At 72.0% G+C, this 21736-nt stretch carries 23 protein-coding genes and 1 pseudogene; 12 read left to right on the top strand and 12 right to left on the bottom strand.

Annotation, left to right across the window (positions count from 1 at the left end):
* Nucleotides 1-4: 4 nt before the first annotated feature.
* From ABR738_RS04170 to ABR738_RS04160, 3 genes are all read right to left on the bottom strand, one after another.
* Entirely contained in the window at nt 5-1213 is a 1209-nt protein-coding gene (locus ABR738_RS04170) for an argininosuccinate synthase-related protein (protein WP_350228596.1), read from the bottom strand.
* A 206-nt stretch (nt 1214-1419) separates the two neighbouring features.
* Nucleotides 1420-2679, bottom strand: a complete 1260-nt coding sequence (locus tag ABR738_RS04165) for a phosphatase PAP2 family protein (RefSeq protein WP_350228595.1) — start codon at nt 2677-2679, stop codon at nt 1420-1422.
* Nucleotides 2680-3092: 413 nt separating this feature from the next.
* Entirely contained in the window at nt 3093-3485 is a 393-nt protein-coding gene (locus tag ABR738_RS04160; protein WP_350228594.1) for a nuclear transport factor 2 family protein, read from the bottom strand.
* A gap of 134 nt (nt 3486-3619) precedes the next feature.
* Between ABR738_RS04160 and ABR738_RS04155 the strand changes: the two genes are divergently transcribed.
* Entirely contained in the window at nt 3620-4081 is a 462-nt protein-coding gene (locus ABR738_RS04155) for a MarR family winged helix-turn-helix transcriptional regulator (protein WP_350228593.1), read from the top strand.
* A 530-nt stretch (nt 4082-4611) separates the two neighbouring features.
* Complete coding sequence (locus ABR738_RS04150) at nt 4612-5238, top strand: hypothetical protein (RefSeq protein WP_350228592.1); 627 nt, start codon at nt 4612-4614, stop codon at nt 5236-5238.
* A gap of 374 nt (nt 5239-5612) precedes the next feature.
* Here ABR738_RS04150 and ABR738_RS04145 read toward each other — a convergent pair whose 3' ends face one another.
* From ABR738_RS04145 to ABR738_RS04135, 3 genes are all read right to left on the bottom strand, one after another.
* On the bottom strand, nt 5613-5813 hold the full coding sequence (locus tag ABR738_RS04145) for a transposase (RefSeq protein WP_350228591.1): 201 nt from the start codon (nt 5811-5813) through the stop codon (nt 5613-5615).
* Between the two features lie 15 nt (nt 5814-5828).
* A complete protein-coding gene (locus tag ABR738_RS04140) occupies nt 5829-6485 on the bottom strand; it encodes a TetR/AcrR family transcriptional regulator (protein ID WP_350234418.1) in 657 nt (218 codons plus the stop codon).
* A gap of 387 nt (nt 6486-6872) precedes the next feature.
* The gene (locus tag ABR738_RS04135) at nt 6873-7265 is read right to left on the bottom strand and encodes a VOC family protein (protein ID WP_350228590.1); all 393 of its coding nucleotides are present in this window, start codon (nt 7263-7265) and stop codon (nt 6873-6875) included.
* Between the two features lie 120 nt (nt 7266-7385).
* On the opposite strand from ABR738_RS04135, the gene ABR738_RS04130 reads away from it, so the two are divergent.
* A complete protein-coding gene (locus tag ABR738_RS04130; RefSeq protein WP_350228589.1) occupies nt 7386-8030 on the top strand; it encodes a class I SAM-dependent DNA methyltransferase in 645 nt (214 codons plus the stop codon).
* A gap of 80 nt (nt 8031-8110) precedes the next feature.
* Here the strand turns inward: ABR738_RS04130 and ABR738_RS04125 are convergent.
* Nucleotides 8111-8242: pseudogene (locus tag ABR738_RS04125) on the bottom strand (VOC family protein); the annotation flags it as partial.
* A 122-nt stretch (nt 8243-8364) separates the two neighbouring features.
* Between ABR738_RS04125 and ABR738_RS04120 the strand changes: the two are divergent.
* The 4 genes from ABR738_RS04120 to ABR738_RS04105 all read left to right on the top strand — a co-directional run bounded on the left by ABR738_RS04120 (nt 8365) and on the right by ABR738_RS04105 (nt 13529).
* The gene (locus ABR738_RS04120) at nt 8365-8952 is read left to right on the top strand and encodes a chloramphenicol phosphotransferase CPT family protein (RefSeq protein WP_350228588.1); all 588 of its coding nucleotides are present in this window, start codon (nt 8365-8367) and stop codon (nt 8950-8952) included.
* Nucleotides 8953-9292: 340 nt separating this feature from the next.
* Nucleotides 9293-10705, top strand: coding sequence for a hypothetical protein (locus ABR738_RS04115; RefSeq protein WP_350228587.1), 1413 nt, complete (start codon nt 9293-9295; stop codon nt 10703-10705).
* A gap of 15 nt (nt 10706-10720) precedes the next feature.
* Entirely contained in the window at nt 10721-11482 is a 762-nt protein-coding gene (locus tag ABR738_RS04110; protein ID WP_350228586.1) for a bestrophin-like domain, read from the top strand.
* A 259-nt stretch (nt 11483-11741) separates the two neighbouring features.
* Nucleotides 11742-13529 (top strand): glycoside hydrolase family 15 protein, encoded by a 1788-nt coding sequence (locus ABR738_RS04105; protein WP_350228585.1) that lies wholly within the window; start codon nt 11742-11744, stop codon nt 13527-13529.
* A 130-nt stretch (nt 13530-13659) separates the two neighbouring features.
* Here the strand turns inward: ABR738_RS04105 and ABR738_RS04100 are convergent, their stop codons facing one another.
* Nucleotides 13660-13935: an isoamylase early set domain-containing protein gene (locus ABR738_RS04100; protein WP_350228584.1), complete on the bottom strand. Its 276-nt coding sequence runs from the start codon at nt 13933-13935 to the stop codon at nt 13660-13662.
* A gap of 159 nt (nt 13936-14094) precedes the next feature.
* The gene (locus ABR738_RS04095; RefSeq protein ID WP_350228583.1) at nt 14095-14655 is read right to left on the bottom strand and encodes a hemerythrin domain-containing protein; all 561 of its coding nucleotides are present in this window, start codon (nt 14653-14655) and stop codon (nt 14095-14097) included.
* A 231-nt stretch (nt 14656-14886) separates the two neighbouring features.
* Between ABR738_RS04095 and ABR738_RS04090 the strand changes: the two genes are divergently transcribed.
* The 3 genes from ABR738_RS04090 to ABR738_RS04080 all read left to right on the top strand — a co-directional run bounded on the left by ABR738_RS04090 (nt 14887) and on the right by ABR738_RS04080 (nt 16811).
* Nucleotides 14887-15702, top strand: a complete 816-nt coding sequence (locus tag ABR738_RS04090; protein WP_350228582.1) for a SigB/SigF/SigG family RNA polymerase sigma factor — start codon at nt 14887-14889, stop codon at nt 15700-15702.
* Nucleotides 15703-15733: 31 nt separating this feature from the next.
* The gene (locus tag ABR738_RS04085; protein ID WP_350228581.1) at nt 15734-15934 is read left to right on the top strand and encodes a hypothetical protein; all 201 of its coding nucleotides are present in this window, start codon (nt 15734-15736) and stop codon (nt 15932-15934) included.
* Between the two features lie 235 nt (nt 15935-16169).
* On the top strand, nt 16170-16811 hold the full coding sequence (locus ABR738_RS04080) for a GNAT family N-acetyltransferase (RefSeq protein ID WP_350228580.1): 642 nt from the start codon (nt 16170-16172) through the stop codon (nt 16809-16811).
* 59 nt (nt 16812-16870) lie between these two features.
* Here ABR738_RS04080 and ABR738_RS04075 read toward each other — a convergent pair whose 3' ends face one another.
* From ABR738_RS04075 to ABR738_RS04065, 3 genes are all read right to left on the bottom strand, one after another.
* Nucleotides 16871-17062: a hypothetical protein gene (locus ABR738_RS04075; protein ID WP_350228579.1), complete on the bottom strand. Its 192-nt coding sequence runs from the start codon at nt 17060-17062 to the stop codon at nt 16871-16873.
* Nucleotides 17063-17202: 140 nt separating this feature from the next.
* Entirely contained in the window at nt 17203-18792 is a 1590-nt protein-coding gene (locus ABR738_RS04070) for a phytoene desaturase family protein (RefSeq protein WP_350228578.1), read from the bottom strand.
* Entirely contained in the window at nt 18785-19237 is a 453-nt protein-coding gene (locus tag ABR738_RS04065; RefSeq protein ID WP_350228577.1) for an SRPBCC family protein, read from the bottom strand. Before ABR738_RS04065 ends, ABR738_RS04070 begins: the two co-directional genes overlap by 8 nt.
* Before the next feature lie 355 nt (nt 19238-19592).
* On the opposite strand from ABR738_RS04065, the gene ABR738_RS04060 reads away from it, so the two are divergent.
* Nucleotides 19593-20678, top strand: coding sequence for a glycosyltransferase family protein (locus ABR738_RS04060; protein ID WP_350228576.1), 1086 nt, complete (start codon nt 19593-19595; stop codon nt 20676-20678).
* Complete coding sequence (locus tag ABR738_RS04055) at nt 20675-21733, top strand: glycosyltransferase (protein WP_350228575.1); 1059 nt, start codon at nt 20675-20677, stop codon at nt 21731-21733. The genes ABR738_RS04060 and ABR738_RS04055 overlap by 4 nt, the downstream gene beginning before the upstream one ends.
* The last annotated feature ends 3 nt before the right edge of the window (nt 21734-21736 follow it).

The following is a 21736-nucleotide window of genomic DNA, read 5'->3' as shown; positions in this document are numbered from 1 at the left end:
GCGGTCAGGCCGCGGCGAGCAGCGCTGAAGCCGTGCGGGCGAACGGCGCCGACTCGGCAGCGATCGCGTGCTCCTCCCAGGCCTCCCGGTCGCGCAGGTACAGGGGCCGGCCCGCCGTGATGGCGCGGGTGTCGGCGCCTCCGGCGCGCAGCCGCCACGTCACCGAGCCGCTGGTGCGCGCCGCGCACGCGTCGATGAACGCCTGGACGGTGAGCCGCAGTTCACCGAACCAGCGGCCCTCAAGGGCCTCCCGGGTCCAGACCTGCTCCAGGCTGCGCTTCTCGCGGATGAGCTCGGCCTCAAGGCAGGCGCTCTCCACGTGCCGGTAGCCGCTGAGCAGCAGCCAGGCGGCGGGCATCTCGCGGATCTCCAGGACCTTCTCGCCGTGGTCGAGGTGTTCGAGCCCCGAGTAACGGCCCAGGCCGTACGCGCCGACCCGGTGGTTGAGCCGGGCGACGAGCTCGGTCAGGGCCAGGCGCTCGCCGTCGAGGGCGACCGGGCGGCCGTGCTCGAAGGTGACCGTCAGATCGTCGATCGCGCCGGGCGCGGCGGTCGGCCGGCTCCAGGCGTACATCTCCTCGGGAACCTCGTGGTGCTCGGGGTCGTCGAGGATGCCCGACTCGAACTCGCGGCACCACAGGTTGGAGTCGCCGCTGACGATGCGTCCCGCGAGCAGGTCGATGCCGGCGGCCCGCAGTTCGACGAGCTTGTCGTCGCGGCTGACGGGGTCCAGGTCGTACGGGCTGCCGAACGCGCCCTGGTAGCCGAGCAGACCGAGCGCTCCGTTGAGGCGGCGCAGGGTGTTCTGCGAGCGGTTGGCGGTGTGCAGGACGGCCTGGGCGCCGAGCTCGTGGGCCAGGGCGACCGCGCTGTGCGCGATGAGGGGGCGGCTCAGCGTGGAGCTGACCGGGTGGATGCCGAGGTAGACGGCCTGGGCGGCGATGGCAGGGGCGACGTACTGGTCGGCGAACTCCTCGCGCCGGTCCAGGATGTGGATCGTGGCACCCAGCGCCTCGGCGACCTGGCGCTTGTAGGTGCTCGACTCGTCCTCGCCGATGTCGACGCTCACGGCGTGCACGTCGCGCACGCCCATGCGGCGCAACCGCAGCAGCAGATACGAGCTGTCGAGCCCACCGCTGAACAGGGTCACGACGGGGCGGTGGGGATCGAGCTCTTCGAGCTGCGAGAAGGAACGTATGAGCGCGGGACGCATGGCCTCTCCAACCTCTGCACTGGTCACAGGTCGAAGATTTCCTCCTCCGCGCCCCCGTCACAATGCTTTGCCGTCGTCCACGCCCGGCCATGGCCGGACCCGGAAGCGGCGCGCGGCCGAGCCGGCCGCTGGGCGGGGAGGGGTGGAAAGACGGCCCGGTGAGGCGGCACAAGGCGCTGCCTCACCGGGCCGTGGAGCGTGCTGGCTCAGGCGAGTTCGGGCTGCGGCTGGGGCTGCGGCTGCCGGGGCGCCGGGATGACGACGGGCTCCAGCTCCTTGACGGTCCGTACGTAACGGTGCACGACCGAGGCCACCGCGAGCAGCATCAGGGGCCCGGCCACCCACGGGAGGTGGGCCATCTGCAACGGCAGGTAGCGGTAGGAGAGCAGCAGCGCGGTGAAGACGATCGCGCCATGGGCGACGAGCCGGATCGAGGCGCGGTCCCAGCCGAAGGAGAGGGCACGCAGCCCGGCCTCCACGGTGAGGGTGAAGACGACGCCCGCGATGATGTCGGTGCCGTAGTGGTAGCCGAAGCCGAGCGTGGCGCCGAGGGTGGCGAGCAGCCAGAGCGCGCCGCCGATCCGCAGCGCGAGCGGGCCCTTGCGGGAGTGGAGGAAGATCGCGGTGGCCCAGGCGGTGTGCAGGCTGGGCATGCAGTTGCGCGGGGTGTGCTCGTCGAAGGGCATGTGGTGCGGCGCGGCGATGGTGGGCGAGACATGGGGCCAGAGGTCGGCCAGCGCCCAGTGGCCGCCGTCGGTTCCGTACGCGAAGATCGGCCCGACGACCGGGAAGATCATGTAGATGGCCGGACCGAGGAGGCCGATCACCAGGAAGGTGCGGACCAGATGGTGGGCCGGGAAGCGGCGCTCGGCCGACACGTGGCGCAGCTGATAGAGCGCGACGATGACGGCCGCGACCGCGAGCTGGATGTAGACGTAGTCGAGGATGTGGGATCCGACGGTGCCCGTGGCCTCGACGATCCGGCCGGCCAGCCACGACGGGTTGCCCAGGGCGTGGTCGGCCGTCGCCACGTACTGGTCGAGGACGGACGGCCGGGTCTTTGACGTGATCAGCAGCCAGGTGTCACCGGTCTTGCGGCCCGCCACGAGCAGCAGTCCGAGCCCCACGCCCTTGAGCAGCAGCACCCGCTCGTTGCCGGTCCGGCGCACCACGGCGATCACCGCGCAGGCCAGGATCACCCACAGAGCGCCGTTGCCGAACATCATCTTGGCGTGCAGGGGCCACCGCACCAGGAAGAAGACCAGGTCGATCGCGACTGCGGCCCCGATCGCGATGAAGCGCTCGCGCCAGGAGAGCACCACCATCATCAACGCCATGCCGGCGTACAGGAGCGGCCCCGACTTGGGCGCGAAGATCACTTCGCGCGCCTGGTTGGTCATCGGGCCCGGCATCCCGTAGTGACGCGCGGCGATCTCCAGCAGCACGAGAAAAGCGAGGGCCACCACGCTCGCCACGGTCCACAGGACTGCCCGTGGCCGACGCCAGGCAGCGAGCAACTGCGCGCGGTGTGTTCGGGAGGATATCCGCGAGGCTATAGGTATCAATTGAGTGGCCCATGTGTTTTTGTCGGACGCCGGTGGACTGACCGCTCTCCATGCCTGGTGGCACGGGTTTTCGGTGTAGCGCGGGCGGTGCGGACGAGCGGTAAGGGTTCGATCATGCTAACGGAGGTATACGAGCGGGTTACGCCGGATGGCGACGGGCGAGGGCCCTGCCGCCCCCTCCCGAGGGGCCAAGTCCCAGCTCAGTGGGGGCATGCGGGGGCCGACAAACCCTCCCGTCTCATCCCGCCCGCCCCTGTCGCCCCGCTCGGCTCCCTCGGTGGGTTCCGCCCGGGCCGGGCCCGTCCGCCACTCGGTCAGCGGGCGCTGCCCAAGTTCTTGTCGGCCTCACTGCCCTCCAGCATCAAGGTCACCTCTTGGATCCGGCGGAACCGGCCGTCGGCCGCCAGGTCGGCGAAGACGTACACCTCGGTCACCACGGTGGAGCCGTCGCGTTTGGTCACCCGGACGGTGTGCCGGTCGGCGTAGCGGTCGCCGTCGAACAGTTCGTCGTGCACCTCGACGGAGCCCGTGGCGACGACCGTGCGGACGTGGGCGATGTGCTGGAGGAAGGCGTCGCGGTCGTCCCAGCTTCCGTTGGTGCGCTGGCGGTAGTCGGGGGCGAAGTGCCGGTCCGCGGCCTCGTTCAGGTCGAGCCCGGGAGTGAAGAGCAGGTCGTCGAGGGCGGTGGCGATGGTGGTACGAGCCATGACGGAACTCCTTGTTCGGTACGCGATTAGGGACGCGGTCAGGGACGCGGTTCGTTACGCAAATGCGTGCGCTGCGCACGCTTCGCCGCAACTGTAACCCACTTGCGTGCGCCGCGCACGCTATTCTTCCGTTCATGGAAAACGACGTGGGGCGAGAGATCGCCGAGTCTCTGGGTGTCCTGCTCAAGCGCAGCACCCGCATCGGGCTGCACCGGACCCTGACCGCGGGCATGGGGGAGGCCGTGGACGAGCTGACGTATCCGATCCTGAGCGGCTTGGAGCGCACCGGTCCGCGCAGCGCGGCGGACCTGGCTCCGGATGTCGGGCTCGACCGGTCGGGGGTGACCCGCCGGGCCTCCCGCCTCGAAGCCGCGGGGCTCGTGCGGCGCGATCCGGATCCCGGGGACCGGCGCGCCACCCTGCTCGCGCTCACGGAGGAGGGGGAGCGCGTGGTGAAGGCGCTGCGGGAGCGCCTGGCCGGACACATCGCGGCCGGCCTCGCCTCGTGGCCGCCGGGTGAGGCGGCGGCGTTCGCGAGGAACCTCCAGCGCTTCGTCGCCGAGGGGCCGTTCGGTCAGGAACCGGGGTCAATGTGACGACGTCACCGGCTCCTCGGAGTCGTCGGCCTCGAGGCATTCCTCGCGGCCTCCGGCTTGGCGGTCGACTCCCGGCGCGTCGGTGAACTGACGCCGTAAAGCGCGGTCATGTGCGGAGCCAAATCGAGAGGGCTGCTGCGGTGGCCTTCCCGAGTCGGGGAAGGTGGAGCTTCTCCAGCACCGGCGTGAATTGGATGCGGTCCGCTCGTGGCCCTTGGCGTGACGACCGGGGACCGTGGACGACGCGGTCGTTCGCGCTCAGGCGCGGCTCGGGCGTGAATCCGCCGCGCGGTTGATATGTGCACGCTCCCGTTCGCGCAAAGGGCGGTGGGAGATTCCCGTGCGATACGACCTGCGATCGCGTACAAAAGCCGTGCATTTGCACAAGAAGAACTTCGAGCCAGAATATGAGCAAACTGGCCATTTAAGTCATTGGATCATTCAATAGGACTAATTGGGCACCTTCTCGGCTACGTTGATGAGTGCCAGCCGGAGAATTTCTCTGACTGGACAAAGGGAAGGCGTACATCATGCGCTCCACGCGCACCACCCTCATTCCCCGTACGGTCTTGATCGCCGCGATCGCTACGGCCGGCCTGGCCTTCACCCCTGCCCTCGCCTCCGCGACGGCCCCGGCCGAGACGAGCAGCACCAGCACAGCCATCGGTTTCGGCGTCCTCGGGTTCCCGGGTGCCAACGGTGCCAACGGCGTCGGCAGCCATGGCGGTGTCGGCGGTCTCGGCGGCACCGGGGGCGCGGCAGGTGCCAACGGCAACGGCGGTACCGGAGGTGCCGGCGGCAACGGCGACGGCAGCGGGAGCACCGGAGGCGCAGGTGGCACCGGCGGGGCCGGTGGCGCCAACGGCAACGGCGGGGCCGGCGGCTTCGGCGGGGCCGCCAAGCTCGGCGGTACAGGCGGCAAGGGCGGAGTGGGCGGCGTAGGCGATGCCGGTGCCGGGATCGCGGGCGGCAAGGGCGGCAACGGCGGCGCGTCCATCGTCGGCGGCGGCCACACAGGAGGCAGGGGCGGCGCCGGCGGCGCGGCCAGCCCGGTGTGCCCCGGCCAGCCCGGCGGCAACGGCACCGCGGCCACTCTCACGGCCGACGGCACCACCGGTGCCACAGGAGCAGCCGGCAAGACCACCCTCCCCTGCTGAACGGACTCTCAGCCAAGTAACAGGTTCGTGACCCAGTTGCTGTCAGGATCGGAGTACAGGCCTGACCGGGACAGAAGATGCAGGATGCACTCCGGTGTCATGTGCGCGGTACGAGACACTGGGATGTGGTGAACGATTCAGGAAGCGCCCGGCTGGAAGCCTCCAGCCGGGCGCTCTCCCGTCCGGCATCTTCCACGCTCACGCCCAGCTCCGGTCCGCCCGGCCCCTCGCCGAGGACTTCCGTTGGCCCTGGGAGAAACCCACGACTCCAGCCGACTCACCCCGACCCGGGTCCGCCGACGTGCCTCACCCACTGCGACCGGGCCGGACAAAATGACACACTCGCCGGCGTGTATCCGGCACAGGGCCCGAGGTCACTGACCATGGATCGTCTTGCCCGGGCCGAACCATTCGGGCACGTCACGCCACTGCACGCCGGTCCGGACCCGGTGAAGAATCCCGCCGATCACCTTCCGTGCTCCCCGCCACTTTCCACAACGCCTGTTGCTGACCGGCAGGAACGGCCGCAGCCGTTCCCGCGCGGCATCACGCAGGTCACCACGCTCGATGTCCATGTCGTGCGGCAGGGGTCAGGCGCCGGTCAGGGCACGGACCTCGGAGCGGTAGACCTCGGCGGGGTCGAAGCCCATGCCGGTGAAGTGCCCGGCCAGTTCGAGAGAGAGGACGCCGTGCAGGCGCGTCCAGAACGCGAGGGCGCGGGTGAGCGCCGCATCGGGAGTCTCGGGGTCGCGCGCCCAGGAGCGGTGTTTCGCCAAGTGGTCGTCGAGCGGCGCCGGGGGCGTCGCGCCGGCGGGGCGCTCCTCGGCCGCGCACGCCGCGAGGAGGACGTCCATCACCTCGGCGGTGATCCGCGTCGTGTCCTCGGGCGCCTTGTATCCCGGTACCGGCGTGCCGTAGAGGAGGAAGTAGCGGTGCGGGTCGGCCAGCGCCCAGTGACGCAGGGCGTCCGCGAGGCCGGCGAGATCGGTGCCGGCCTCGGCGTGGGCGCGGAAGGTGTCGGCCAGGCTGCGGTAGGCGTCCCGGATGAGCTCGGTGATCAGGTCGTCGCGACCGGCGTAGTACCGGTAGAGGGCGGGCCCGCTCACGCCGATCTGTTTGGCGATCGCGTTGAGGGAGAGCGCGGAGGCCCCGGCGCTCGCGATCTGCTCCCAGGCGTGCTGTTTGATCTCCTCGCGCACCTGGGCGCGGTAGCGCTCCCGTGGAGTCCTTGCTTCCGGGTCGGCCACGACCGCCTCCAGGCTGACGAGTGGGTGATTCTTGTCCAACGTCGTTAGAAGGTATCACCGCCTCTTGTGGCTCTTACGGTGACGGGAGGGGCGTATCCACGGGCCGAGGTTCCCGGTGCGGGCCGATGCCGGATGCTCAGGGGCGCGGGGAGCGTCCGCAGCTCGCACCGGACCATGGGGCTCGTGAGGGTGAGGGGGCAGGGAACCGCGCGACCAGCCACGCGACCCGCGCCCCGAAAGCGAACGGGGCCGCTCCCTGCGGCACGCGGTCGGCCCGTGGCGACGGACGCGACGGGCGCGCCCCGCCGTGACGGGTGCGCGCCGCCGCGACGGGGTGTTCGACGGCCTCGATGGTGACTCCCGCATCCCGGCCCACCCGACGGCCGGCTACGCGGACGGAGCGAGGGTGCGCAGGACGCAGAACTCGTTGCCCTCGGGGTCGCTCATGACCACCCAACTCCGGTCCGGCTCCTGAGTGTCCACCCGGGCGGCGCCGATCCCCAGCAGTCTCGTCACCTCCTCCTCGGTGCTGCCGTGGACCGGGCTGACGTCGAGGTGCAGCCGGTTCTTGACGGTCCTGGACTCGGGGACCCGGACGAACACCAAGGTGGGCGGCATCTGTTGGGCCCGTACCTCCTCGACCGTCGGTGTCCAGGAGCCGATCTCGACCATGTTCTCGTTGCGGTCGATCACTTCGAAGTCCAGGACCTGGCACCAGAACGTGGCGAGTCCTTCCGGGTCGTGGCAGTCAACGACCAACTCGGTGAACCTGCTTGTCATGCTTCTCCCCGATAGTCCCTGATGATCCCCGTCAGTCCCCGGTGGCGCGGACCCCGCTCAGCCTATGAGGTCACCCCCTCGCTCCGACAGCGGTGACGGCCTGTCGACTACCGTCGCCGGGTGACCCATCAAGGCTGGCTGGCAGAGACGCGTACCTCCTACGACACCGTGGCCGTCGACTACGCGGACGAGGTGCGCGACCTCCTGGATCGGACGCCCTATGAGCGCGCCGTCCTGGCGCTCTTCGTCGAGCTGGTGAGGTCCGCAGGGGGCGGGCCCGTATCGGATGTGGGATGTGGGTCAGGGCGGATCACGGCGCACCTTGGGGGCCTGGGCGTGGACGCATTCGGCATCGACCTGTCACCGGCGATGATCGAGGTGGCCCGCCGTGAGCACCCGGGGGCCCGGTTCGAGGTCGGTTCCATGACCGAACTGGCCCTGGCCGACGCCTCGTTGGCCGCTCTGGTCGCCTGGTACTCGCTGATCCACATCCCCGACGACGAACTCGATCCGGTCCTCAAGGGCTTCCGCCGTGTGGTGCGGCCCGGCGGGCCCGTGCTGCTTGGCTTCCACGTGGGGGACGAGACGAGGCTCAAGACGCGGGGCTACGGCGGCCACCCGATGAAGGTGTACGTGCACCGTCGTCGGCCCGACGAGTTGGCCGCGCGGCTACGAGCGGCCGGCTTCACCGTCGAGGCGCAGATGACCCTCACCTCGGCCGAGAGCTCCCGAGGAGGCCTGCTCCTCGCGCGCCGTACGGCGTGATCTGTCAGGCACAGGCGTTGCGGGGCAAGCCAGTTGGCCCGGCGCCCGGACGGTCGCGCGTGTTCGGGGCGCGCGAGCCGTCAGCGGGGCGGGGTGCCCACGCGGAGCCGGTTGCCGTCGGGGTCACGAAGCTCGATCTCGCGCCCCCGGGGGACGTCCCGCACCGCGACCCCGAATTCCGCCGCGCCGGCGTCCTCGACGCGGAGGATCGGGGTGATGTCTTCGTCCATGAACCCCATGCTCTCAACTCCGTCCCGCTGTCCGGGGACGCGCGGCATGATCGGGTGGTACGAGCGCGGAAAGAGGCGGTACGAGCGCGGGTGGAGGGGGAGTTGTGGCGGCGGAAACGGGCCCGGGCGGGTTGATCATTTTTCTGAACGGTACGTCGAGTTCCGGGAAGTCGAGCATCGCCGGGGAACTGCTCCCGATCCTGGGTGACACGTACTTCTATCTGCCGGTGGACGCCTTCCACGCCATGCGGACCACTCCGGCCGACCTCGGGCCGGACCAGCTCAAGGTCGTGCTCGAGCGCACCTGGAGGGGCTTTCACCGGGCGGTCGCGGGTCTGGCGGCGGGCGGAAACAACGTGGTGGTGGACCATGTGCTCAGTGAGCCCTGGCGCCTGCTCGACTGCCTGACGCTGTTCACGCCCGAGGATGTCGTCCTGGTCGGTGTGCGCTGCCCCCTGCCGGAACTGGAGCGGCGCGAACAGCGGCGCGGAGACCGCCCGGCGGGCCTGGCCGCGCGTCAGCTCGACCGGGTCCACGCCCACGGTCACTACGACATCGAATGTGACACCGGCGCCGCGAGCCCGGCCGACTGCGCGCGCCGGATCAGGGACTTCCTGCCGCGCCGTCCACGGCCCACGGCATTCGAGCGGCTGAAGTCGGCCCGGAGCGACGAGATGGCGCGCCGGACCTGACGAGGTGCCGCGCCACGGACCTGACGAAGTGCCGCTGGTCCATAAGGGTTGGATTTGTCATATTAACCAATGATTTCGGCACGCCTGAAAGCCCCGCGCCGTACGGTCGGTGACCATGGGTCGGCAAAGCGCTTTCCGGCGAGGTTCCGGCGCGATTCGGGAGAAAACCCGGCGCAATTCCGGCGAAAGGGGTATTGGGATGGGGCTCCCGCGCGGTTGTCCAGCCGCTCGGCGCACGGTGCTCCTCGTCGCGTTCACGGCCGTCGCCACCTTGCCCGGATCGCTGGGGGGCCCGGCGCCGACGGCCCGTGCCGGGGGAGTGGGCGAGCACAATTTGCAGTTGACGGTCACCGTCAACACCCGTCCCGGCACCGGCGCCCTGCGCCCGGGAATCCGGGTGGGCTCCCCGGTGGTCAAGGTGTACCGGCTGACCAACCACGGCGAGGCGGACCTGTCGGGCGTCCGGGTGTCCGATCCGGACGTGCCGGGCGCGCTGATCCGGTGCGCGGGGGAGCTGGGCCGATTCGGGCAGCTGGCGGCGCTGTCCAGTGCCACGTGCACCGCCGAGCTGCCCGCGACCCCGGGCACGCACACCGCCTGGGTCGTGGCGTCCGGTGTGGTCCCGTCGCTCGACCTGCGCCTGCGGGCGTCCGAGCGGAGCGGATACGGCGGGGTCGCAGGGGTGCTCGACCTGTCCGAGAACGTGCGGCTCATCAGCTTCACCGAGGCCGAACTCCACTATGTGCTGGCCAATCTGGGCAACAGGACGGTGTACGGCATTCAACTGGTCGACCCTGTGCTGGCGCCTGGCCCGTTCGACTGCGGTGGCCGGGCGGACGTTCCCGACCTCGCCCCCGGCGCGTCCGTCACCTGCGTGGTGCGGGTGCGGCGGGCCCCGGGCTCCTACACCAGCGCCGCGACGGCCACCGGAAGCGACCGGACGGACACCTTGAGCCCCGCCGGTCTCAGCGTGCCGCCGCCGCTGCTCACCGCACGGTCGAGCGCGTCCTTCGTCCTGCCCGCGCTGCCACCCCCGCCGCCCCCCGCCACCGCGCAGCTCCCGCCCCCACTTCCGCGCGCCGCCCCGCCCCGGCGGCCGGCCTTCGGAAGCGGCCCGCCGGGCGCGGCGGGCCCACCGAACGGGCTCGCTCCCGGTGAGCCCGGCGGACCAGGCGGCCCGGGAGGCTCCGGCGGACCTGGAGGCCCGGGAGGCTCCGGCGCGGCCGCCGGCCCGGGGGCCCCCGGTGCCTTCGCGGCTCCTGCCGCCCCCGGTGCTCCCGCAGGCGCGGGCGTAGGTGCCGGTGGCGCCGCAGGATCCGGTGCCCCCGCCGGGCCCGAAGCGCCCGCCGAGCCGGGCGCACCCGCCGCACCCGCCGCACCCGCCGCCACAGGTGGCGCGGGCGCCGCGCCCGCAGCGCCTCCCGGACCTGGCGCGCCCCCGCCTGCGGCCGAACCACCCGCACCGGCGGCCCCCGTCGCGCCGGGCGCCGGCGCCGGTGGCGCCGCCGCGCTGCCACCCGGCGTCGCGCCGGCCGTGCCCCCCGCCGCGGTGCCCCCCAACGCCGTACCGCCCCGTGCCGTACCCCCCACCCCGCCGAAGGCAGCGCGGCCCCCCGCCCAAACGGCCTCGTTCCTCGGCCGGCTGCAACACCACGCGAAGGCGCACCCCGCCCTGTCGATGGCGGCCCTGCTCCTGCTGTTCCTCCTGCCGGCCGCCCTGGCGGCACTACTGCTGGGCTCACGCCGCCCGTAAACCCGAGGAGCCCTCGTGTCCCAAGCCGCGCAGGCCCTTGCCATCACCCTCGCGGTGGCGTTGTTCGCCGCGGCGGTCGTGCTGGCAAAGCACCGTTTCTTCCCGCCGGATCCCGCCGATGAGCCGCGCGAGGACGTGGCCGAGTACATCTCGATGATGGTGGGTGTCCTGTACGCGCTCGTACTCGGGCTCGCCCTCGTCTCGGTGTGGGAGACCAGCGACAATGCCTCCGGCCACACGCAGGCCGAGGCGGGCGCCCTGCACCAGACCTACCTCGTGGCGGACGCGCTGCCGCCCGAAGGGCAGACCAAGGTGCGCGCCATCGCCGAGCAGTACGCCCGGCACGTCGTCAACGCGGAGTGGCCGAGAATGGCCGGCCGCCAGGACCTCGGCTCCGAGGGCTGGACGATGCTGGGCCAACTGCGCGCGGCTACCCGGCTCCCCGCCAACGCCACCCCCGCCCAGCAGATCGCGGCCCAGGAACTCCTGTCCCAGCTCGGCACACTCGACGAGGCGCGGCGCGGACGCGAGCAGGACGCGCAGAGCAGTCTCTCGCCCGTCCTGTGGGTCGGCCTGATCCTCGGCGGGGTGCTGACCGTGGCCTTCATGTTCCTCTTCGGGATCCAGCGCAACGTCACCCACATCGTGATGGTCATGGGCCTGGCCGCACTCATCACCTTCCTGGTCCTGCTCATCCACGAACTGGACTCGCCGTTCGGCGGCTACCTCGGCACCGACACCTCTGCGTTCACGCGCTATTTCCCGGTGGCGGCGTGAGCGGGCCCGGGGCACGTCCCGGCTGGTTTCCGCCGTCGGGGGCCCGGGCAGGCGCCCGGCATGGACCAGTCGCACGCTCCGGTGCGCGAAGCCCTGTCCGCCCAGCACGCGAGCCGGTCATGGCGGAGCGCCGGCGCCGACGTGCCCGGGCCGGGTGGTGGACTCACAACGCAGGACAGCGACCGCTGGGTGAACCCGAGCCCCGCTCCGCCCGCCGCCGCACTCCGCCCCCACCGACCGGATCCGACCGCGAGGGACCATGGTGAGCACATCCGTACTGTCGCCCTCCCCGGACAACCCCCCGCCGATGACCCTGCGCGAGTACGCGCTGATCGCCGACGGCGAGCGGGGCGCGCTCGTGGGACCGCACGGGGACATCGCGTGGATGTGCATGCCCCGGTGGGACTCCGACGCCGTCTTCAGCACCCTCATCGGCGGCCCGGGCCATTACGCGATCACGCCCGTCGGACGGTACGTCTGGGGCGGTTACTACGAGAACGGCACCCTGATCTGGCGCAGCCGCTGGGTGACGGAGGGCGGCATCATCGAGTGCCACGAAGCGCTCGCGATGCCCGCCGACACACACCGCGCCGTCCTGCTGCGCCGCCTGCGCGCCGTGGACGGCGAGGCGCGGGTGGCCGTCGACCTGGCTCCGGCCGCGGGCTTCGGCACCGACCGCTCCCAGCTGCCGCACCGCGACGACGACGGCACATGGAGCGCGCGCACGGGCCGGCTGCGCTGGCGCTGGAGCGGCGTGTCCGAGGCGCGTCCCGCCCGGTACGGCCACCGGGGCGGTCTGACGGCCACGCTCACGCTCAAGCCCGGTGAACAGCGCGATCTCGTCCTTGAGCTGTCGGAGCACGCGCTGCCCGACGTCCCCGACGCCGACGGGCTGTGGAGCGCCACCCAGCAGACCTGGTCCCGCGAAGTCCCCTCCCTGGAGCACACGCTGGCGCCGGAGGACGCCCGCCGCGCCTACACCGTGCTGCGCGGCCTCACCAGTGCGTCCGGCGGCATGGTCGCGGCGGCCACCACCAGCCTGCCCGAACGGGCGGAGGCGGGGCGCAACTACGACTACCGCTACGTGTGGGTGCGCGACCAGTGCTATGCCGGGCAGGCCGCGGCCGCCGCCGGGGGACACCCGCTGCTCGACGACGCCGTACGTTTCATCTCGGCCCGGCTGCACGAGGACGGGCCAAGGCTCGCGCCCGCGTACACGGTCGCCGGCGGCCCGGTGCCCCGTCCGACGAAGCTCGCGCTGCCGGGCTACCCCGGCGGTGGCAGCCGCGTCGGCAACCGGGTGAGTGACCAGTTCCAGCTCGACGCCTTCGGCGAGGCGCTGCTCCTGTTCGCCGCCGCCCACCGCCACGGGCGCCTGGACACCGACGGCTGGCGGGCGGTGGAGATCGCGGCCGACGCCATCGAGCGGCGCCGCGACGACGCCGACGCGGGCATCTGGGAACTCGACGCCCAGCACTGGACCCACAGTCGGCTGATCTGCGCCGCGGGGCTGCGCGCCGTCGCGCAGGCCGTGCCCACCCCGGGCAAGGCCGCCGCGTGGGCCTCCCTCGCCGACGTCATCCTCGCCGAGACGACCGAGGGCGGCCTGCACCCCTTGGGCCGTTGGCAGCGGTCCACGACCGACCCGTCCCTGGACGCCGCCCTGCTGCTGCCGCCCCTGCGCGGAGCCCTGACGGCCGACGATCCCCGTACCACCGGCACCCTGCGCGCCTACCGCGCGGAACTCACCCGTGACCACTACGCCTACCGCTTCCGCCACGACCAGCGTCCGCTGGAGGAAGCCGAGGGCGCCTTTCTGTTCTGCGGCTATGTGGTGGCGATGGCCGAACACCAGCAGGGCAACCAGGCCGAGGCGCTGCGCTGGTTCGAACGCAACCGTTCCGCGTGCGGCCCGCCGGGCCTGTTCGCCGAGGAGTACGACATCAGCCAGCGCCAGCTGCGCGGCAATCTGCCCCAGGCCTTCGTGCACGCCATCATGCTGGAGAGCGCCGTCCGGCTCGCCGCCCCGCCCGACGACAGCCCCTGAGCGCCGGGCGGACGCCCTTTGGTGTCCGCCCCGAAACGTCGCGGTCCCCGGCCGCCCATGAGGGTGACCGGGGGGCCGTGGGCCGCGGAGGTACGTCTGTGCTGCCGCGCGACGCGGGCGTGCGCGCCGGTCAGGTGTGCAGGCGGCTGTTCGCGCCGTCGTGGCCGTCGGCGCTCTCGTCGTCGAACCAGTAGTCACCGGCGGCCAGATAGCGGAAGGCGTGCGTGCTGCGGTCGGGCAGCTCCACCGTGACCGCCCGCTTGCCGTCCTGTCGGGCGGTCAGTTCGTGGGTGCCGGGCTGCCAGTCGTTGAAGTCTCCGACGACGCTGACCGGGCCGGGCGGGGCATCTACCGGGAGCACGAACGTGATCTCGATGCTGTCCTTGCGCCGCTTGCGTTCCAGCACGGAAACCTCCTTGGGTGGATGGGATTGGGCCCATCCTGGGGCCGCCACCGCGGACCCGCACCCCGACGGCACCGCCGACGCGGCCGGTATGCGCCCCGGACGGCCGAACGCGGCCGACGGCGCGCGGCCGTTCGGCGGCGCCCCTGGCCAGGAGGGTGGTCAGGACTTGCCGCGCCCCGTGATCAGGTCACGGGCGCGGTCCACGAGCCCGGCTCCCGGCGCGAGGAGCTTGTTGGCCGGCGGGGTGTCGGGGGCGCCGGGGTGGGGGCGGGTGGGCGCCACCTTCTTCGCCGTACGGATCTTGTCGCCGAGGTCGTCGAGGGCCTTGGCGTCGACGACCTTGGCCAGGGCGGGGAACAGGTGCTGCTCCTCGTCGGCGATGTGCGCGCGGACCTCCTCGATCAACTTCCCCACCAGGGCGTCGAATTGAGGGTCGCCCACGTCCGCCTTCTCCAAATCCTTGAGCAGTCGCTCGACGGTGGCGTGATCCTTGATCTCCTGGTCGGCGAGGGCGTCGCCGCCGGGCACGTGCTCGCGTACGGCGGGGTAGAGGTACATCTCCTCCGCCACGGAGTGGCGCACCAGCTCGATCGTGAACTGGTCCGCGACCTCGCGGCGCTTGTCGTCACCCGCGGGCAGCGCCTGGATGCGGGCGAAGAATTCCTCCACCTCGCGGTGGTCGGTCTGCAATTCCTGGATGACGTTTCCGCCGTGTCCCATCAATCGGCTCCTTTCGTGTCGCGGGGAGCGTGCCCGGTGCGGGATCCGGCCCCGGGGTGCCCGCCGCCCGCCGGTGCACAGGTTCCCCGGTTCCGCATCCGTTAACGGAGCCGTCCGGGTCCGCCGCCGGGGTGCCTCCCGCGCGGTCACGGTGGGTGAGGCTTCGGGATGCGGGGAGGCGGTCGCGCTGGTTCGCTGGAATGGCTCGCGTCCATGCCCAAGGAGCCCGCCATGCCGGCCACCAGCCACAGCCGCGAACAGCGCGGCCACGACGACGCCCCCGACACCACGGCGGCCTTCGCCCGGCTGAGGACGCTCGCCGAGGGGCCCGAGTACGACGCGCTGCGGCACGATCTCGTGGCCCAGTGGCTCCCGATGGCGCAGCGCCTGGCGCTCAAGTACCGCAACCGTGGCGCCGAGACCGATGACCTCTACCAGGTCGCCGCCATGGGTCTTGTCAAGGCGGTGGACCGCTACGAAGTCACGCGGGGCCCGTTCGAGGCGTACGCGATCCCGACCATCAACGGCGAGCTCAAGCGGCATTTCCGTGACGCCCTGTGGGCGGTCCATGTCCCGCGCCGGGTGCAGGACATCCGGAACAAGGTCCGGGTCGCCCGCCAGGAGCTCAAGGCCACCCAGCCCGGCGAGCCCACCGTCGCCGAGCTCGCCGCCCGGTGCGGACTGGACGAGCAGGACGTACGCGACGGCCTGGAAGCGCTCGACTCCTTCAAGAGCCTGTCGCTCGAGGCGGAGACCCGCGCGGAGGGCGGCGACGGAGTCAACCGGCTCTCCTTGACGGACACGCTCGGCGCCACCGACCCCGGGTTCGACGCCGTCATCGACCGCGAAGCGATCAAGCCCGCACTCAAAGCCCTCCCGGAACGGGAGTCGAGGATCCTCTACATGCGGTTCTTCAACGACATGACGCAGCATCAGATCGCGACGGCGCTCGGCATCTCGCAGATGCACGTCTCGCGGCTCCTGAACAGCACCTGCGCGCGCCTGCGCGACGAGGCGCTGGCGGAACGCCGGGTCGGCGCTGCCTGAGATCTGACACGTCGTCACACAAGGAGTCACCATGGCGGACAGCAGCAAGAAGGGCCGGGGCAAGGGGAAGGGCGAGGGCAAGGGTGTTCCGGTCGGCGTCCCGGGCGGTGAGTCCATGAGGTCCGCGGGCGACGCCGACGAGGTCAAGGAGCGGGTGAAACAGGCCCGGGCGGACATCGAGGGCCGGCCCCGCCCGGCCCGCCCCGCGGGACCGGGCGGAAAAAAGGCGTAGCCGGCCATTCGCGGATCGCGCTGGGGCGCGTCACCCGCGCGCGCGATGGCGGCCGCCCTCCCGAAGTGTCCGGGGTGGACGACTGGATGGCGCGATCACGCCCATGGCGAGCGGCATGCCTGGTGGCCGGAAAGGTGCTGTCGTAATATGCACTCGGCCTTTTCAGCTATTACCCGCACTCTTTGCCGGCCGCTTCGGCGGCCACTCGTCATGGGGGGTCTCAATGGTGGAGGACATGGTCAGGACCTGGGCCGACGGCTGGGCCGTCTCACGGCGGACGCCCGCACCCGTCGAGTGGCCCTGGGGCGTCCACATCCAGGTCGCGGACGACCCGCACGAGATGGGACGCCATGTACTGCCCCGGGCCGAAGAGGAGTTGGTCCGCGCGGCCACGGCCCGCGTCACGCAGCCGCGCACCTGGTTGAAGACGCCCATCGAGCCGGAGGACCTGGAGCCGTGGCTCCCCGACGGCTGGGTGGTGGCCTGGCAGGACACGGGCCACCTCATGGCCGTGGACCTGCTGGCCGCACGACTGGACGTTCCCGAGGGGTACGCCGTGCGGGTCGAGCAGGCCGGGGCGGTGGTCCATGTGAACGTCCTGCACGCCGCCTCGGGCGAACGGGCGGCCAAGGGGCAGATGGCCGTCCTCGGGAAGAGCGTCGTCGTCGACCGCGTACGCACCGAAGACGCCCACCGGCGCAAGGGGCTCGGCAAGGTGGTGATGCGCGCCCTGGCCAACCGTGCCCTGGACGGCGGCGCGGTGCTGGGTGTGCTCGGCGCGACCGACAGCGGGCGCGCGCTGTACGAGACGCTGGGCTGGAAGAAGCACGCCACGTTGGCGGAGGGCGTCTACCGGCCCGGGAGCACCGGCGCCTGAGGAAGTGTCATGTCCTGGACGCCCGCCCCGCGCAAAGCCGCGCGTGACCGCGCGACGCCCTACGGGTCCTGCTTGCCCGCGCGCTGGGCCCGGGCCATCAAGGCGTCTCTGAGGGCGAAGACGGCGGCACGGTCGGCCTCACGGGCGAACCGTTCGAGCAGTTCGGCCGCGCCGGGATCCGGCCCGCCCTCCATCGCTTCGACGAGGGTGGCGATGCTCGGCCACTGGTCGCTGGAATGGCTATCGTCCACGGGATGTCCGGTTCTATTAGCAGATTCGAGGTCGGCATCCGCCCCAACGGTCTACTCATATCAGGACCGGACCGGTCATGGTGCCCGGCAACGGCCCGAACCGCCATATAGAGCACCGCGTTCCGCCCCGTGCCACGGCGTCACACGCGCTGGGCGCGGTGGAGCAGGGAGTGGAGTCCGTGCCTGCGCAGCGCGGCGCGGGCGGCGTTCGCGCCCGGGGCGCCGTGGACGCCGCCGCCCGGATGGGCGGCGGCCGAGGCGAGATAGAGGTTCCTGACCGGGGTCTCCGGCCGCCCGGTCCCGGGCACGGGCCGGAAGATCGCCTGCTGGTGCAGGGCGGTGGTTCCGTTGTTGATGGCGCCCAGGTGCAGGTTCTCGTTCATGGCCTGGAGTGTCGTGGGGGCCAGGACGCGACGGGCTCGGATGAGCGCCCGAAAGCCCGGCGCGTACCGCTCCACCTGTTCCTCGACGCGGTCGGCCATGGCCTGCTGCTCCCGCTCGTCCCACCGGCCGGTGATGGCGTCGGGCCCCGCGTCGGCGGTGATGTCCTGCGGCACATGCGTATAGGCCCACGCCGACTCCGTACCCTCGGGGGAGCGGCTGGGGTCGGCGGTGGTCATCTGGCCGAACAGGACGAACGGTTCACTCGGCACCTGTGCCGTCGCGATCTGGGCGGCGAACCGGGTCAGGCCGTCCACGCCGTCGGCGAGATGGACCGTGCCCGCCCCATGCGCGCCCGGTGCCGTCCACGGCACGGGACCCGCGAGCGCCCAGTCGACCTTGAACGTCGCGAAGTCCCACTGGAAACGCGCCAGATCGCGCACGAGACGGGACGGCAGGTGCTCCTCGCCCACGAGGTCCCGGTACAGGGCGGGCGCCGACACGTTGGCGAGGACGGCCCGCCGGGCCCGGACCGTCTCACCCCCTTCGGTGGTGACACCGACCGCGGCGCCGCCCCGTACGACGACGGACGCGACGCGCTGCCCGCACCGCACCGCGACCCCGCGTTTCTCCAGGCGGCTCACCAGCGCCGACGTCAGGGCCTTGGCGCCGCCGACCGGCACGGGGAAACCATGGCTCTGCCCCAGCATCGACATCAGCCAGCCGAAGCCGCCGCTGACCGCCGACTCGGGGGCCAGGTCGGCGTGCAGGGCGCAGCCAGCCAGAAGCAGTCGGCCCCCGTCCCCCGCGAACTCCTCCTCGCCCAGGCGCCGTACGGGAAGGGCCAGGCTACGGGCCAGCCGCAGACCGCCCGGCGCGCGGAGCTTGGCCGCCAGGCGCAACCCGGCGCGGACCGGCGGGAAGGGCGCGAACAGGGCTCCCACCACATCGGGTCCCACCCGGCACCACATGTCGTACATGGCCTGCCAGGACTCGCCGTCCCGGGGACCGAATCCGGCCAACCCGGCTGCCGTGTCCTGTACGTGACGCTCCAGCACCGCGCTCCTGCCGTCGGGCAGGGGATGGGCGAGGACGCGCGGGGCATGACTCCAGCGCAGGCCTTCCGCCGCGAGGTCGAGCCGGGCGAGGACGGGGGAGGCGACCGCCAGCGGATAGAAGGCGCTGAACAGGTCCGAGACGTAGTCGGGGTGGACGCCCCGGTCGCTGCGCACCGCGCCGCCCGGCTCGTCCTGGGCCTCCAGCACCTCCACGCTCCAGCCCGCGTCGGCCAGCAGGTTCGCGGCGACCAGCCCGTTGGGGCCAGCGCCGATCACCACCGCGTCAGGCATGCTGGAGCTCCGCGCGGTCCCGCTCGACGACCTTGGCCAGGCGGGCCAGCATCCCGCGGTGCCGCAGCTGGAGCAGCACCTCGGTCACCGGGTTGTGCAGCGTGCCGCCCATGCCTCGCAGCGGATGCTCGTCGCAGATCACCAGCGTGTCCGTGCCCCAGGGCCTGAGCTGGAGGTAGATCCGCGCGCTGCCCAGCGCCTTGAAGCTCGCCTCCAGTTCCAGCTCCTCGCACGCCTCACTGCGCCGGACGATTGTCGTGCCCTCGCCCGACCAGGGGCCGAGCCGCAGGGTGAACCGCAGCCGGGAACCGGTCGCGGGCCAGGTGTGGTCGAGGGGGGAGGACTTGTCGGGCCCCACCACCCAGTCACCGTAACGATCGGGGTCGGCGAGCACCGCCCACACCGCTTCGGGGGAGCGCCGGATCAACTGATGGCGGATGGCCATGGCAGGGGTCCTCCTTGGGACGTGACCGTGCCGTCGACGGGGGGCCGGACGGGAGCGGCGCCGGGTGGGCCGCTGCCGTGACCGGGCCCGCAGGGCTACGACGTACCCCCTCGTCGCCCCACAAACCCCATCGTGCGCGTACCGGGGGCGCCCCGCATCCCGCCCGTGCCGCGGCGGTGCCCCGTGCGGGCCGTCCGGCCTCACCCACCCGGCCGACCCCGGCATATTCACGCTCACCCCCCGTACGCAGCGCGAACCCACTCCCTCGGCGCCGTCGCCCGGCGTGCGCGGCCTCGCGGGCTTCCCCAGACTGTGATCGGCGGGGGTCGGCCGTCGCGCAGTGAAGGAGTTCATCGTGGAAGCGCCATCGCTGGATCGTCAGGACGAGATCAGGGTCGCCTCGGTGCCCGCGGGTCATGTGTACGTGCGGCACTGCTCCGCGCCGGAGACCGACGGGGTCAGGCGGCTGACCGATCCCCGGCCCAATGGCGCGCCCAGCACGTCACAGCGGTGGTGGCCACCGGTCATGCTCGACCCCGACTGGGTGAGCGCCCACCACGAGGACTTCGACGTCTTCCATCTGCACTTCGGGTTCGACGCGCAGAGCCCCGCCCAGCTGTCCGCCCTCGTGGACACCCTCGAAAGGCACCGAAAACCGCTGGTGTACACGGTGCACGACCTGCGCAACCCCCACCAGCTCGACCCCGCGACCCACGACGCGGCCCTCGACGTCATCATCCCGGCCGCCGACCACCTCATCACGCTCACCCCCGGCGCCGCCGAGACCATCGCCGGCCGCTGGAACCGGACGGCGACCGTCCTGCCGCACCCCCATGTGGTGGAGCTGCCGCTCCTGGCCCGCCCCCGGCCGGTCCACGACCAGTTCCGGGTGGGGGTGCACGCCAAGAGCCTGCGGCCCAACATGGCCGTGCTGCCCGTCGTACGCGTACTCGCCGACACGGTGGCCGAGCTGCCCGACGCGGAGTTCCAGGTGAACATCCACCGCGATGTGACGGACCCCGAAGCGCCCGCCTACGCACCTCAACTCGTGGAAGAGCTCAGGGAGTTGGCGCATCACGGGCGGCTCACCCTCACCATCCACGACTACTTCGACGACGAACAGCTCTGGGACTATCTGGAATCCCTCGACCTGTCCGTGCTGCCCTACCGGTTCGGCACCCACTCCGGATGGCTCGAGGCCTGCCACGACCTGGGCACCGCGGTCGCGGCCCCGGACTGCGGGTTCTACGCCCAGCAACGTCCCTGTCTGACGTACGGGCACACCCAGGAGGGCGGCCTGGACGAGGAGTCGCTGCGCAAGGCCGTCCTGCGCGCCTATGAGGAGCGGCCCGCGCCCCGGGCCACCGAGCAGCACCGGACCCGGGAGCGCGCCGAACTCGCCGCCGCGCACCGGGCCCTCTACACCCGCGTGCTGCGATGAGCGCGCTGCGGGTGGCACTGATCGCGTCCGCGCGCCATCCGATCAGTGAGCCGTTCGCCGGCGGACTCGAAGCCCACACCTGGGGGCTCGCACACGCCCTGACCAGGCGCGGACACCGGGTGGAACTCTTCGCCGCGCCCGGCTCCGACCCCGCGCTCGAAGCACGTGAGCTGCCGGTGCGCCAGGTGGTGCTGAGTTCGGCGGCCCGCGCTGACGCCAGCATGCCGAGCACCGCGTGGATGGAGGAGCACCACGCCTATCTGGGGCTGATGCTGGATCTGGCCCGTGACGGCGAGCACCGCTTCGACGTGGTGCACAACAACAGCCTGCACTACCTGCCCGTGGCGATGGCGTCGGCCCTGCGGGTCCCGGTGATCACCACCCTGCACACGCCACCGACCCCGTGGCTCGAGTCGGCCATCCAGAGCCGCGACACCTGCCCGGTCGTCTTCACCGCCGTCAGCCAGTGCACCGCGTCGGCCTGGCATCCCATGGTGCCCGACGCCCTGGTCGTGCGGAACGGCATCGACACCGACTTCTGGCGGCCGGGCCCCGGCGGCCCCGATCTGGTGTGGTCCGGGCGGATGGTGCCCGAGAAGGGGCCGCATCTGGCCATCAGGGCGGCGCGCGCGGCGGGAGTGCCGCTGCGGCTGGCGGGCCCCGTCTCGGACGAGCGGTACTTCGAGGAAGAGGTCGAGCCCCTGCTGGAGGACGGCGTCAGCTACGTCGGCCACCTCGACCGCAAGGAACTGGCCGAACTCCTCGGCACGTCGGCGGCCGCCCTGGTGACGCCGGGCTGGGACGAGCCGTACGGTCTCGTGGTCGCCGAGGCGCTGGCCTGTGGCACACCCGTCTGCGGCTTCGACCGCGGCGCCCTGGCGGAAATCCTCACCCCGCGGTGCGGTCTGCTGGCTCCCCCGGCGACATCGCGGCGCTCGCCGCGCTCATCCCCCGGGCCATGCGGCTGGACCGCGCGGCCGCCCGCCGCAGGGCGGAGCTGTTCTGCTCCCTGGAGCACACCGCCGACGCCTACACCCGTCTGTACGAGAGGGTGACGC

It is taken from the genome of Streptomyces sp. Edi4 (genome assembly GCF_040253615.1).
GTDB lineage: Bacteria > Actinomycetota > Actinomycetes > Streptomycetales > Streptomycetaceae > Streptomyces.
Note: the sequence above shows the minus strand (reverse complement) of the source record. Positions and strands in the feature narration are given on the sequence as shown.